17 protein-coding genes are annotated in these 13,264 nt (G+C 46.3%); 4 read left to right on the top strand and 13 right to left on the bottom strand.

All coding sequences use genetic code 11. The annotated features are described in order from the left end of the window. The first annotated feature begins 86 nt into the window (after positions 1 to 86). From PAV_RS12220 to PAV_RS12205, 4 genes are read left to right on the top strand one after another with little or no spacing between them, the layout of a single operon-like run. A complete protein-coding gene (locus PAV_RS12220) occupies positions 87 to 1,025 on the top strand; it encodes an ABC transporter permease (RefSeq protein ID WP_005546538.1) in 939 nt (312 codons plus the stop codon). Continuing rightward, positions 1,022 to 1,984 (top strand): ABC transporter permease, encoded by a 963-nt coding sequence (locus PAV_RS12215; RefSeq protein ID WP_005546536.1) that lies wholly within the window; start codon positions 1,022 to 1,024, stop codon positions 1,982 to 1,984. The genes PAV_RS12220 and PAV_RS12215 overlap by 4 nt, the downstream gene beginning before the upstream one ends. Before the next feature lie 5 nt (positions 1,985 to 1,989). Next, on the top strand, positions 1,990 to 2,982 hold the full coding sequence (locus PAV_RS12210) for an ABC transporter ATP-binding protein (protein WP_005546534.1): 993 nt from the start codon (positions 1,990 to 1,992) through the stop codon (positions 2,980 to 2,982). Continuing rightward, positions 2,979 to 3,938 (top strand): ABC transporter ATP-binding protein, encoded by a 960-nt coding sequence (locus tag PAV_RS12205; protein WP_005546532.1) that lies wholly within the window; start codon positions 2,979 to 2,981, stop codon positions 3,936 to 3,938. The genes PAV_RS12210 and PAV_RS12205 overlap by 4 nt, the downstream gene beginning before the upstream one ends. Positions 3,939 to 4,046: 108 nt before the next feature. Here the strand turns inward: PAV_RS12205 and PAV_RS12200 are convergent, their stop codons facing one another. The 13 genes from PAV_RS12200 to PAV_RS12150 all read right to left on the bottom strand — a co-directional run bounded on the left by PAV_RS12200 (position 4,047) and on the right by PAV_RS12150 (position 13,131). Beyond that, positions 4,047 to 5,141, bottom strand: a complete 1,095-nt coding sequence (locus PAV_RS12200) for an acyl-CoA dehydrogenase family protein (RefSeq protein ID WP_005546531.1) — start codon at positions 5,139 to 5,141, stop codon at positions 4,047 to 4,049. A gap of 64 nt (positions 5,142 to 5,205) precedes the next feature. Further along, positions 5,206 to 5,679, bottom strand: coding sequence for a GNAT family N-acetyltransferase (locus PAV_RS12195; protein WP_051135124.1), 474 nt, complete (start codon positions 5,677 to 5,679; stop codon positions 5,206 to 5,208). A 70-nt stretch (positions 5,680 to 5,749) separates the two neighbouring features. Beyond that, entirely contained in the window at positions 5,750 to 6,037 is a 288-nt protein-coding gene (locus PAV_RS12190) for a hypothetical protein (RefSeq protein WP_005546529.1), read from the bottom strand. A 102-nt stretch (positions 6,038 to 6,139) separates the two neighbouring features. Continuing rightward, positions 6,140 to 6,652: a GNAT family N-acetyltransferase gene (locus PAV_RS12185; RefSeq protein ID WP_005546528.1), complete on the bottom strand. Its 513-nt coding sequence runs from the start codon at positions 6,650 to 6,652 to the stop codon at positions 6,140 to 6,142. A gap of 181 nt (positions 6,653 to 6,833) precedes the next feature. Beyond that, entirely contained in the window at positions 6,834 to 7,091 is a 258-nt protein-coding gene (locus tag PAV_RS12180) for a DUF2164 domain-containing protein (protein ID WP_005546527.1), read from the bottom strand. A 44-nt stretch (positions 7,092 to 7,135) separates the two neighbouring features. Beyond that, entirely contained in the window at positions 7,136 to 7,366 is a 231-nt protein-coding gene (locus PAV_RS34630) for a hypothetical protein (RefSeq protein ID WP_157266793.1), read from the bottom strand. 469 nt (positions 7,367 to 7,835) lie between these two features. Continuing rightward, positions 7,836 to 8,375 (bottom strand): DUF402 domain-containing protein, encoded by a 540-nt coding sequence (locus PAV_RS12175; RefSeq protein ID WP_005546525.1) that lies wholly within the window; start codon positions 8,373 to 8,375, stop codon positions 7,836 to 7,838. Between the two features lie 175 nt (positions 8,376 to 8,550). Next, complete coding sequence (locus PAV_RS32350) at positions 8,551 to 8,922, bottom strand: hypothetical protein (RefSeq protein ID WP_005546523.1); 372 nt, start codon at positions 8,920 to 8,922, stop codon at positions 8,551 to 8,553. A 4-nt stretch (positions 8,923 to 8,926) separates the two neighbouring features. Next, positions 8,927 to 9,346 carry a hypothetical protein gene (locus tag PAV_RS32345; protein WP_005546520.1) on the bottom strand — a complete coding sequence of 140 codons (420 nt, stop codon included), beginning with the start codon at positions 9,344 to 9,346 and terminating at the stop codon, positions 8,927 to 8,929. Positions 9,347 to 9,485: 139 nt separating this feature from the next. Continuing rightward, complete coding sequence (locus PAV_RS12165; protein ID WP_005546518.1) at positions 9,486 to 10,238, bottom strand: vWA domain-containing protein; 753 nt, start codon at positions 10,236 to 10,238, stop codon at positions 9,486 to 9,488. Positions 10,239 to 10,287: 49 nt separating this feature from the next. After that, positions 10,288 to 12,321, bottom strand: a complete 2,034-nt coding sequence (locus PAV_RS12160; protein WP_005546516.1) for a serine/threonine-protein kinase — start codon at positions 12,319 to 12,321, stop codon at positions 10,288 to 10,290. A 103-nt stretch (positions 12,322 to 12,424) separates the two neighbouring features. Continuing rightward, positions 12,425 to 12,700: a WXG100 family type VII secretion target gene (locus PAV_RS12155; RefSeq protein WP_005546515.1), complete on the bottom strand. Its 276-nt coding sequence runs from the start codon at positions 12,698 to 12,700 to the stop codon at positions 12,425 to 12,427. Between the two features lie 113 nt (positions 12,701 to 12,813). After that, positions 12,814 to 13,131 (bottom strand): DUF4176 domain-containing protein, encoded by a 318-nt coding sequence (locus PAV_RS12150; protein ID WP_005546513.1) that lies wholly within the window; start codon positions 13,129 to 13,131, stop codon positions 12,814 to 12,816. Positions 13,132 to 13,264: the final 133 nt, after the last annotated feature.

The following is a 13,264-nucleotide window of genomic DNA, read 5'->3' as shown; positions in this document are numbered from 1 at the left end:
GTCGGGGTGCATATGCGGACTTCGTTCATATGTATCCCGACTTTACCATTATCGGTTGAAATTATTCTTCAGGAGGCTGGTGGAATGTGATTCGCTATGTCCTTACCAAGCTAATGTATCTCATTATATCCCTATGGGTTCTGGCTACGCTCACCTTTTTGTTGATGAAGGCAGTACCAGGCGATCCTTTTATGTCGGAAAAAGCAGTCCCGCCAGAGATTCGGGCTCGGCTGCTCGAACAATATGGACTCGATAAACCCGTTTACGAGCAATATTTTGTGTATTTGAACAAGTTGGCGCATGGCGATCTTGGTATCTCTATGAAAATGCAGGATCGTGAGGTTATCCAGGCCATTCGCGATTCCTTCCCCTATTCACTTAAGCTTGGCATTTGCGCATTAATTGTGGCCGTCATCATTGGAATTGGACTTGGAATTGCTGCATCGATGCGGCACCGTAAATTAATTGACACCTTTTCTATGGTGCTTGCCGTTATTGGCGTGTCCGTTCCGAGCTTTGTTCTTGCCTCATTTATGCAATATGTGCTCGGCGTGAAGCTTAAGCTTCTGCCTGTCTTTGGTCTGAGTGGGCCGCTTACCTATATTATGCCAACCATTGCATTATCCGCTCTGCCTATTGCCTTCATCGCCAGATTGACCCGCTCCAGTATGCTGGAAGTTCTGCATTCCGATTATATTAAGACCGCCAAGTCCAAGGGACTGACTGCCGGAGTCATCGTACGCCGACATATTCTTCGTAACGGCATATTGCCAGTCGTCACTTATCTTGGGCCGCTCACTGCAGGTGTCGTGACCGGGTCATTTATCATCGAACACATTTTTGGAATCGGAGGACTTGGCAAAGTATTCGTAATCAGTATTACGAACCGTGATTATTCTCTTATTATGGGCATCACCATGTTCTATGGCGTTATATTGATGCTGGCTCGTTTCCTTACTGACTTGGCATACGGTTTTATTGATCCTCGCATTAAGCTTGTCAAAGGAAAGGAGAAAGCGGCATGATTACATACAATAAACAAAATCCATTGCAGCAGACCTCTATCAAGCCTGAGCAATTCAAAAAAGCGAACATCGACGAACATGCGGCGGAGGCGATTGAACGTGAAAGTATTTCCGCCTGGCGCGACTCATGGCTTCGATTACGCAGCAATTGGGCCGCGATGACAGGTCTCGTTATTCTTGTTCTTCTCATTGTTATGGCTGTCATTGGACCAATGTTAACTTCATATGACTACGAGACGAATTACTTAGACAAAACAAACTTGCCACCTTCCTCAGAGCATTGGTTCGGCACGGACGATCTCGGCCGCGACATGTTCGCTCGTACATGGATGGGAGCACGAATTTCGCTCATCGTCGGTTTTTCGGCTGCCTGCATCAACCTCATTATTGGCGTTATTTATGGCGGTATTATGGGGTATGTTGGCGGCAAACTTGATGACTTCATGAACAAAGCATCCGAAATTATATTTACACTTCCTGATCTTCTTGTAGCGATTCTGCTTGTTGTTGTTTTTGAGCCAAGCCTTGGCGTTATTATTCTTGCATTATGCTTCACCGGATGGATCAATATGGCCTGGATTGTACGCGGGCAAATGATGCAGCTCAAAAATCAAGAGTTCGTCCTTGCCTCCCGTTCCCTTGGGGCATCTGGAGCTCGGATCTTGTTCCGTCATTTGATTCCCAATTCACTCGGCCCAATCATCGTAACACTCACGCTAGCAATTCCTGTCTCTATCTTTGGCGAAGCAGTTCTTAGCTTCCTTGGGCTTGGCGTACAATCCCCTGCTGCTTCGTGGGGAACGATGATTAGCGATGCATTGAAGGCGATGACCGTATATCCTTGGCGTATTGCATTTCCTGCATTCTTCATCAGCTTAACGATGCTTGCATTCAACATGTTCGGCGACGGACTGCGTGATGCACTCGATCCGAAAATGAAAAGTAGACGAGGAGGATGACGAATATGAAGCCATTATTGGAAATCAACGACCTTCACGTCTCTTTCCACGTTCGCGGCGGCGAGGTGAAGGCAGTACGCGGCGTCAATTTTCATGTAAATCAAGGCGAGGCTGTGGCCATCGTAGGCGAATCTGGATGCGGCAAGAGTGTAACGGCACAGTCGATATTGCGTCTGCTGCCAAGCCCACCTAGCAAGGTCAAGCAGGGCGAAATTCGTTTCAAAGGCAATAATCTGCTAAAGCTGAAAGAACGAGAGATGCAATCAATTCGCGGCAAAGACATCGGCATGATTTTCCAGGATCCGATGACTTCACTCAATCCAACGATGACGATTGGCCGGCAAATTACGGAGGTATTAACGAAGCATCAGAAAATGAGCTCTGCACAGGCAAAGACGCGTGCTATCGAGATGCTGTCTATGGTCGGAATTCCGAATCCCGCTTCCCGTTTCCAGCAGTATCCGCATGAGTTCTCGGGCGGAATGCGCCAGCGCGCCATGATTGCAATCGCACTTGCTTGTAACCCATCCCTGCTTATCGCCGACGAACCGACAACGGCGCTTGACGTGACAATACAGGCACAAATTTTGCGCGTCATGAAGCAACTGCAGCAGGAAATGGGGACATCGATTATTTTAATCACTCATGATCTGGGTATCGTAGCTGATTTATGCGACCGTGTCATTGTTATGTATGCAGGAAAAATCGTTGAGACCGGGACGAAATGGGATATTTTCAAAAATCCACAGCATCCATATACAAAAGGATTGCTGCGTTCGTTGCCTCGACTTGATCAGAAGAAGGATGAGCCTCTTATCCCGATCTATGGAACTCCGCCAGATTTGATTAAGCCGCCTGCCGGATGCGGGTTTTGCGCACGCTGCAATGATGTAATGGAGATCTGCATGAGCTCTGATCCAGAGAAAACGAATGTAAGTGATTCGCATCAGGCGAACTGCTGGCTTCTGCATCCACTGGCACAGGAGGTGGCAAGATGAGCAGAGAAACATTATTAGAGGTACAGGGACTGAAGAAGTACTTTCATTTGGGCCGCGGCAATGTTCTGAAAGCAGTGAACGATGTAAGCTTCACCATTCATAAGGGTGAAACACTCGGTATGGTTGGGGAGTCTGGCTGTGGGAAGTCTACAGTTGGACGAACTGTTTTACGTCTTTACGAACCGACAGGCGGTCGTACAATCTACAATGGGACCAATATTTATAGTCTGAAGCGCAAGCAGATGGCGGCCATGCGCCGTGAGATGCAGATGATCTTCCAAGATCCGTACGCTTCACTTAATCCGCGCCTCACAATCTCTGATATTATCGGAGAGGCAATTGAAATTCATAAGCTTGCATCTAGCCGTGCCGAGAAGAAGAAGCGAATCGAGGAGCTTCTTGACCTTGTCGGCTTGAATCCTGATCATGCTACACGTTATCCGCATGAATTTTCTGGAGGGCAGCGTCAGCGCATCGGTATTGCCCGTGCACTTGCCGTTGATCCCAAGCTCATTATTTGTGATGAACCGATTTCAGCGCTGGATGTATCCATTCAGGCCCAAGTCGTCAACCTGCTGAAGGATCTGCAGACTAGATTCGGGCTCACCTATTTATTCATTGCCCATGATTTATCCATGGTCAAGCATATTAGCGATCGTGTTGCCGTCATGTATTTGGGCAAAATGGTTGAGCTGACGGACAGCAACACGCTCTACTCAGAGCCGCTTCATCCTTACACACAAGCGCTCATGTCAGCCATTCCTGTGCCCAATCCTGATATCGAAGCTCAGAAGGAACGGATTGTATTAAGCGGTGAACTGCCAAGCCCGATTAACCCGCCGAGCGGGTGCCATTTCCGTACTAGATGCCCTGCAGCAACAGAACGATGTGCCGCTGCAGTCCCTGAATTCCGCGAAGCGAAGCCAGGACATTTTGTGGCCTGCCATCTGGTATAAGCGCTGATCCTATACCCCGCAACAATATAAAAAAGGCAAAGTAGAGAATTCGGATGGGTGTCCCCCTTCTTTCTCCGCTTTGCCTCTTTTTCTTTTTACACCTGAAACTTAATCGAATTTCACTAATAAGGAATGGTGACATACAGTCTGCAAGTCGCGATAAATTTGATTAATAGTTGCATCCTCCATTACTGCATGAATGCCCAAGTATGGGAAGATTGCATTTGCAGAAGATAAGGCAGCTTGTCCAGCCTCCTTACAGCGCTGCGACACATCCTGTATATCTGATTCTGATAGCTGTTGGCCACCAATGTGCCGGCTCCACGATTGCTCAATGGCCTGATAGAATACATTTGCAGCTTCCGTCAGAATATCGTTCTGAGCGCTAATTTTATCCATAACAGACACATATCGATTCACAGTAGCATTCATCCAAACGTTACGGTTTCGTTCCGCAATATCTCGCGCCTCATCGAGGAAGTGCTTGGCAACACCGATGCTTACGGCAGCAAAAGACGCTTCTGCAAACGGCAAGAACGGATAGTCATATATCGGATCATCATAGAGCCCATTTGGCTCCATGATGCTAAAGGTTCGTTCATCAGGAACAAATAGATCGTGCACTACAATCGAATGACTTTCCGTAGCCTTCAATCCAAATGCATTCCAATCTTTCACGATCTCGACTTGATCCGGCCGAAATACGAACGACCGAATAACCGGCTCTGCTGCCGTATCCTTTATAGCGCTCGCAGCATTACGCTCTTCCACCACGCAGTTGGCTGTAAATACGGTCGCATAGGTCGAGCCGCTGCAGAACTTCCAGCAACCATTCACCCGATATCCTCCATTCACCTTCTCAGCCGTACCGCTTGGATGCCCCGAACCAGCTACAACTGCATCCTTCCTCATATAAGCTTCCTTCGCTACCTCTGGCTTCATAAATGGGGCAAAGAAGCCTCCGCCAGAACCAATCGTGACCAGCCAGCCGAAGCTGCCATTAATCCATGACGTATGCTCGAACCATTGCAGCGCTTCTGGAAGCGATGTCATATTCCCCTGTAATTCAGAGGGAATGAACAGTTTGAACAATCCCCGATCGTATATCCATTGCAACAGTTGTTCCGGCAATTTGCCTTCTCGCTCAATGGCCATCGCCTGTTTCCGAATGCTTCGAATTTCCTTATCCGTAAATCGATTCATATGCAGTCACGCTCCCACTCTTCTCAACGTAAGGATATATCTATATATCCATTATAGTACACGTTTACAAGAGCAAACGAAGTCGTATCATATCCACACAGGGAATTCCGTTCTCTTCGATTGGTTCATCATAATGGATGACGAAGAAATCGGTATCAATTCCGCAAATTCGAAAGCCGCATTTTTGATATAGGCCTAGCTGGGACAGGCTGGAGTTCCCTGTACCGACCTCCATCACTCGATAACCCAGCTCGCGTGCACTTTGAATGGCATGCAAAACGAGCTGCTTGCCATAGCCGCGTCCATGCCATGCTTCATATACAGCCACATTGACAAGCTCAAGTGTATGTGGGCGCGTCGGCAGAAGCAGCACAGCTCCGATAACCTCTCCATCAATTGTAAGGGTATATCCAATGCTGCGATCTAGGTATTGATTAACGGCAGCCTCCTCGGGATCTGCCAGTAGTAGCAGTTCTAGCGGAATATCTTGCGTTTTCGATGCTGTAATGTGAACTTTCAACACATTTGTCCTCCTCATTACCATACACTCTCACCTATCAAACTTTATGAGCCAACACAACTCACTCATTTACTTTCAAATGACAAGCTTACACCATCTGACCATACTCTTCGGCATATGCGCCATGTTGTAAATAATGCTTGTATAAATGAAAAAACACCCGAATTCCACCGTAGAAGTTAGGGTCATGCTCACTCTTGCGAATTAAATATACCGTTTCCTCAATAGAAGGAACTAGCCCTTCCTGGCACATTCGCTCATACTCCACAAAATCGACTTCAAACAGTCCTTGTTTTTCGCATGCCTCTGTACCGTAGGCATACAATGCTGTCGATCCTTCCAATTGTCTCAATTGATAGTGAATGGTTGATATCAAAGCCTATCACCTGCTTTTGATTAGAAATAAGATAAGAAAGATCTCGGCTTAAGTGCCTAGAAATAAAGGATTAGTATTAAGAACTCAATAAGTAACGACTGATTATGAAATCGATAACTGCGCCCATTCCATAGCGATTTCTGTGTGAGGTTCGCCACCTATCTCAATATCATCCTCACCAACGATTACGGCTCCCGTACGGCGATAAAATTGAAGGGCGCTATTCCCCTTCAGCACCCACGCCAGCATGCTTATATATCCGCATAACTTCATATATCGCATAACATGAGATATGAGCATTTTCCCGATTCCTTGACCTTGTACCGACGACAATAAATAAAGCGATAATTCCGAGCGATTCGGGAACTGCTCGCTTCGGCTAGGCCCTCCCATGGCAAATCCAACAATTTCACCAGACTTTTGTTGGACAACAAAGATACATTTATCTGCTGTCAATTGTGAAATCGCATGCTCCCACATCGTCTGTCTCGCTTGTACAGATAAGCCTGATAGATAGGTATTGGATACAATCCCTTGGTAGGTTGTGCGCCAGCTGTCAACATGAACACGCGCAATACCAGGTGCATCACCTGCAATCGCCTTCCGAATGTGCAATCGAATCCCCTCCATATTAAACAACTGCCCAGGATCACTACGGCTCAAGCAGAATAAAATATTCAAAATCAGGCGCCTGCCTGCCAAGTACAAGTCCTGTCGCACTCAAGAAACGCGGTGCAACACGCTTCGATTTGCTGGAACAGCATACAGCGGATGTGCAAATGTAAACGGCATGTCGCTATCTTCGATCCTTAGCAACCGACTTTTTCATCGCATAAAGATCCTCTTCAATGCCAGCCATGCGCTGTTCAATCATTGTGCGAGCATCCTCTATTGCCTGATTGTACAAGTAAGGTTCGAACATTTGCAGCAAATAATCAACAAGCTCCTCTGCCTCAAACATTCCAAGAGATTCTCCCCGCTCATTTTCGAAATATTGCTTCAAATCCTCAATCCATTTTTCCTTCTGCTCTCTAGGCAGCTTTCTTACATTCATGTTGTCCCTCCTGCCAAGCATGTCATGCTTGTTTACCATACTACCTATATATTGCCTATAAGTTCAACAGGCAATGAGTTGAAATAGTCCATCTTCTCATCAATAAAATCGTCGCCTGAATCGATGCTGCCGACAATTTGTAAATCGTGGAGGCATAGGGCCATCAGCCACAATTGACGCGCTGCAACAAATAGGGGAACCGCTCGAATATCGTCTGCGCTTAACGGACGTATGGACTGATACCCTTCTAGGAATGCATTCCACAGTAAGGACAATTTTCTGAATCGCGGTTCAAGCGCACTTCTCGTGCCAAACGGAATTCAGCTATATCATAGGCCCTTTAGCCGTATCCACATAGGTCAAAGTCATAGTGCGTATATGTAACGCGCTGAACTGTCCCTATGCTATAATTTTCTGCTATCCATGTCCTGAGTGCTTGCTCACATAAAGTTGAATAAACGACTGGAAACAATACAAGCCCCACCCTTTCCTTTATCGCACATGGAAATTCTTGTATTCATGTCCCTACTCTCTAACTTTCTACTTGTGCAACGTGAACGTGAGTTGAGCAACGTAAAACTGAGATTGTGAGCGATTACATCAATTAAAGAAAGGGAATCTCCACCATCTAACGTGGTACATTGTTTAGACGCTTTAACTGTGGAAAAAGTTTCAACTTGTGAAATATAAGGGCTGGAGCACTCCCTGAAATAAAACAAAGAAGACTGATTCTCAGTCTTCTTATCATTTCTCTAGCAATTGCAGCATCATTATATAATCATCTTTGCTGCGCCCTATCAACGAGTGCTCTTTCACCTCATGAAAGAGTCGTGATGCCTCGTTCACTGCAATACGATATTGATCATGGGATATCCGTCCCCATTCTAATGCCTCTTCTAATTCATCCTCGTCCAGCAAAAAAACATGTCCCGTCGGCAGCAGAACAACGTCCAAGTATAAATCGACAAAATACGGTATGCCGCGTTCATCCAGTGCAAACGGCTCACAAATATCTACATACCACTGGACAACCTGTCCCCGTTCATTAAATACCGTAGTTATCGAATAATGCTCATCCAAAGGGAAATATTGCATCCAACAATATCCTACATCAACTAGCTTTAATCTCTTTCCATCCATAGTTACGACAAGCGGCTGCCTTACCGAATTGATTTTAATAAGGGAGATGTATCCTGTAAAATCTGAAGAATCGACTTGAGTAAGCGCGAACTGCTTGGACAAGATCCGTTTCCAATCGTAGCGATCTGCGTGTTTTCTCTTCATGTGGCAACCTTTCTCAGCTCAATTGTCTTCCCCATGTTGTATGCTGATATTTCTCTAGGCTTCTAATATGTTCAAAAAGGAAGACACAGCTTCATTTTATCTATGCTACGATTATACCTTACGAATGAGCATACAGCATCGTTATCTTGTCTCAATCCAACATTTTTTTGCCAACTTACCAGATAATATCAAGGAATGAGGCATCATCCCCTAGCCATTCACCATTCGTATGCTCAAGTTTGCGACGCAGCTGCTCATCCTTCGGTGGATCTTGCCTATCATCCAGATCCGAAAAACCATCCGTATACACCAACAGCCGAGATGGAATTCGACCTTCCACCTGCTGCTGCCAAGTACATGCTCGCCCGCCAATCAAACCGCGAGCAGCTGACCAACGCTGTCTGGTCGAGTTTGACCCTCCGAGAAACTCGCCGCTCTCCTGTCCGTGCTGCCATAAGCGAAGCCTTACATCTCCATGCCAAGTTAGCCAAATGCGATGGTACGGATGTATGCCATTAAAGACGTCAACCCGACCACAAATGAACATCGTTTCACTGCCAATCCTTTTTATCCTCAAGCACATCTCGCAGCAGCAATGGAAGATCCGATGGAACCGTTAAGCGCGACATCTGTTCGGCGGCACATTCACGTAAAGAATGAAGATATTCATGGAAAGAAGCTTCATTCCGCTCTGCATGGCCAGTAGCAGAAATCCAATTCAGGAGATGAGTTCCTAGAAAGTGCGCGGCAAAATCTCCCCGATAGCTCAAGCTAACTCCATCACACATGATAAAGCTGAGCGCATTTTCATCAATGCGAAAAGCTAAAAAATCTTGATTATTCTCTTTATAATGCGCCGTTTCACCCGCTTTAGCGTAGGCGAAACGGCAGCGAAAAGGCGATTGCACAATCGTCGTTAAAGGCTGATCCACCTGCTGGTTAGATGTAAAGTGATAGGATGTCAGACTCATGCGGATTCACCTTGCCTTTCCCTCACATTCCAAGCTGTATATGTATTGAGGAACTTTGAACTTCTTTTGTTGCGTGCCGGATTACATTCCGACTTCTATGTATCATCTAGGCAAGGGCTGCCGTTAGTTTCAAAAGCGATTAACGCACAGGGGTAGCGGCAGACATTTGGAAGCCAATCGACACTAGTTCCGGACAATTGCCTGGCAGCATCATGTAGGCACCTTGAGCAAGATGATAATCCGCCTCCACCAACATTTCGCGATAACTTTCCGGCAAGACCGATGACATGCTGCGAAGCTTCTGCGCATGCTCATCCGTTAGCACCGTATCATGCAATATCCCTTTCCACCGTCGCGGCTCCTCAATCGGTGTATCCAGCATATAATCCGTTATAAAAATATTTTCAATAAGAACATTTCCATCCGGAACGCCCATCTGCATAATTCGTTTTGCGATAGGCGCCGGATCATCGCCTGTAGCAACTCCATCTGTCATATGACAGATGAGAGGAGCCGGGCAATCCTGCATATAAGGCAGCTCTGCCTCCAGCAATCTTTCCGCTTGCAGAAATGCCTTGGCCGCATCCGAAAAGCGAACCGGGGTCAAATCCGGCAATGCTCCCATACTTGCAATCTCATCAATTCCTTTAATTCCATTCAATACATCATACACATCATCACTGTATGCTAAGATGGCTATCCGATAGCGAGGTGTCAGCCTATGGCCTTTCGTTGAACGGAACACCATCTGACGAATAGCCTGAGATAATGCGTCATACACCACATCAATACGCCTTTTTCCAGCCATCGTCATGTTCATAGAGGCACTAATATCTATTAAATATATGAGAAGTGCAGGTGTTCGCTGTGAAGCCTGTATCGTGTAGTTCATTCGTCCAGTTCACCTCATATCGTGTATTCATAACACTCTATGTTCCGAATTAAATATCCGGTATTTTATAGCTTGTATCTTGCAAGAATTTATATATATGTGCTGCTCTTGTTCCGACTTTCCCGACATTCTTGAAAAAATTTGGATCCTTTTCGTAACGCTCTACGAACTCTAAGGCATAGGTTTTTGCATTTTTCATATTGTCCTGCTTGATCGCATTATATGTTTTATTGTAGGATGCTATCAGCAGAACAACATCTCGGTTGCGAACCTTCTTAAGCTCAGCAGCCTTCTTCGCAGCCTGTTCTGCTTCCAGCCGCTTACGTTCCTGTTGACGTCCCTGTTCACGTGCCTGTTCGATACGGAGCTGTTCGTCCCGCTCCTTCTTCCATGCTAAATACTTCTCATATTGCATTTGCTGATCATACTTGGCTTGGAGACGTTTGCGTTCTGCCGCCTTCTCAGCTGCTTCCAACTGCTTCGCACGCTGTGCTTCCGCTTTTCGCTTTTGCTCCTCCTGCTTGCGCTGTTCCTCCTCACGCAGCCGTTTAGCTTCCTCTTGCTTCTGTTGCTCTTCCTTTTGCTTCCGTTCCTCTTCCGCCTTCAACTGCTGATTCTGCATTTCTAGCTGCTTCGCATCGAGAAGCACCTGCTCTTCCGCCGCCTTCGTAGCAGCATTTGCATTCATCATGCTTGCCACAACGGCACCGCATCCAATGATCAATACCGCTGAAGCGATACAAATGATAGAAATCGCACGTTTACTAAACTTCCCCTTACTTCCTGACTTTTGTTGCACTTCCGCAACAAGCTTATGCTCTAAGTCAGCGATGGCAGCAGTCAATTCGATTTGCATGGGGCTTCCGTCCACAACAAAATGATGAGCGGAACGATATACTTCCAACGCACCTTGCAACTGACTGCGCCCTTCCAGCTCTCTGGCTTGGCGGAATAATCGATTCACGATATCAGGATCTGCTTCATCACATGCAGAAGCAGCAGCTATTTCGTCTTTTTCCGTTAGTACAGCAAAATGTACTGCGTTTTCCGAGTCGGCTATCATCGGTTTTGAATGTTCAGAATTCGATAGAGCATCCTTACCTTCCTTATGTTGAACATGAAGCGGAGCATCAATCGCCATCTGTTTCTCTTCATCAATTCCATTAAGAACAACCAGCCACTCGCCGAAGGTCGGACAGCTGCTTAAATCTTGGCTTTCCCAAGCGCGGGTCAGCAGCTCCGCGACTTTATTCCCATAGAGCTCCTGCAATTCACGCTTCAATACCTCGTACCGATCACATGATGTTTGCATCTCACGCTGATCGAAATAGCTTTCTCCCCATGATTTCTGCACAATTTGCGCAGACGACCATCCCAGCATTTCTGCCAGCAGGATACTGCCCGCGAACCGATCCGCATAAGCGCTCCACATGCCGCTTAGAAGCGTTCGATGTGCAGCATATCCTGGAGAACCACTGAATAGGACGTCTGGACGATCCAGCTTGGGACTGTACAACTGCTCTACATCAACCAATTGTATCGGTGAGGCATTCGCGCTCTGCTTAACTTCCGAGAAAAAAGGAAGCATGATGTTCGGCGCAGACAAATCACAATGTGCTAACCCCCTCTGCTCCATACCAGAGCATATACGAGCCAGGGATTTGGCCATGAGCAAGCTCTGCTGGCGTGTCAGCATTTTGCGTTCTGCGACGATATCCAACCAAGTAGGACCATAAATCCACGGCATTGCCACTGCATATAGCAAGTCCGTATGTTTGTGGATCAGTCCTCCGTTTTTCTCAGGGGTTAATACGCTCCGACTGCACACCTTTAACCCTGTCAACTCACTATAGGACTCTAGCAGCTCGGACTGATATACCATAGAAGGGACACGATACTTCGGGTTGAATACTTTTAACGCCTTCGCCTCTGCAGCATTTCCTTGGGGTGGGAGAAGCTGATAGATGACACCTTGTCTGCCTGCCTGCGCGTAGACGAGTCCAGGAGCTGCCGGATGTTCTCCGAACCGATATTCTGTATCGTGAATAATGATCGTATCTCCTGGTTGTGGCTGAAATGACATTGTTTCCTATCCTCCCGGATGATCTTCGATATGATGTAAGAAAAACCGGGAGTATTTCCAACGCCCGGCTTCCTCTTCGTATTTAATATTAAGAGATAAATAATTACCGCTGTTCGTCGACAGTGCGAAACTTCTGTGCGATCGCCTTCAGCTCTTCACTAATCGTATTTAGAGTCTGTACGAATGATTGCATCTGCTTGCTTGCCTCCTGGAATTCCTGGAAGAAGCGCTGCTTCGTCATCCCTTCCCATTGACCCTCCATGCCTTGGATCGACTGAGTAAGAGACGCTACGATTTGTTGGCTCTGGTCTCCACCTTGCTTAAATTGATTTGCTACTTGATCAACCTGTTCCGGTGTAATTAATATGCGGCCTGCCATGATGACTCCTCCCTTTGGTAGACAATTGAATGAAAAGTAAATATTTCAAATCTATCTGCCCACAATTGTACATGAATTCTACCGCCCTATTAAAAGAGTCTCCGGTCCCAAATCTATAAAGAGGACTCTGGAGCCAACGGCACACGTTGGAGAACAAGCTGAAATTGCTCTTCTTCTTCATTGGTATAGCCAACATGAGCAATCACTTCTATATCTTCATGATTGAACAAGTAAGAGTAATTCTCGTCAATATATCCCTCTGGATACACAACGCCCAAATAATCGAACAACCGATTCGTAGTCACCTGAAGCTGCTTGCGGCCGTAAATCACTAATTTCTTACTTCCTTCACGCAGCAGCACTACAGAGCCGAGCGGAAGCAATTCATTCTCTTCCTTCGCAACATGTTGTTGCCCGACTTGATTCTCCATCATTCATCCTTCCCTTTCTACTCCTGCATTCCTAAACCTTTGTGTAATTTCAGAACTGATGCGTTGAGCTTATATTAAAAACAATACACACATATAGGGTCGGGTGCTGTTCCGAAAAACCTGTCCAGCATCA

The sequence above is a fragment of the Paenibacillus alvei DSM 29 genome (assembly GCF_000293805.1).
In the GTDB taxonomy this organism is placed as follows: domain Bacteria; phylum Bacillota; class Bacilli; order Paenibacillales; family Paenibacillaceae; genus Paenibacillus_B; species Paenibacillus_B alvei.
Note: the sequence above shows the minus strand (reverse complement) of the source record. Positions and strands in the feature narration are given on the sequence as shown.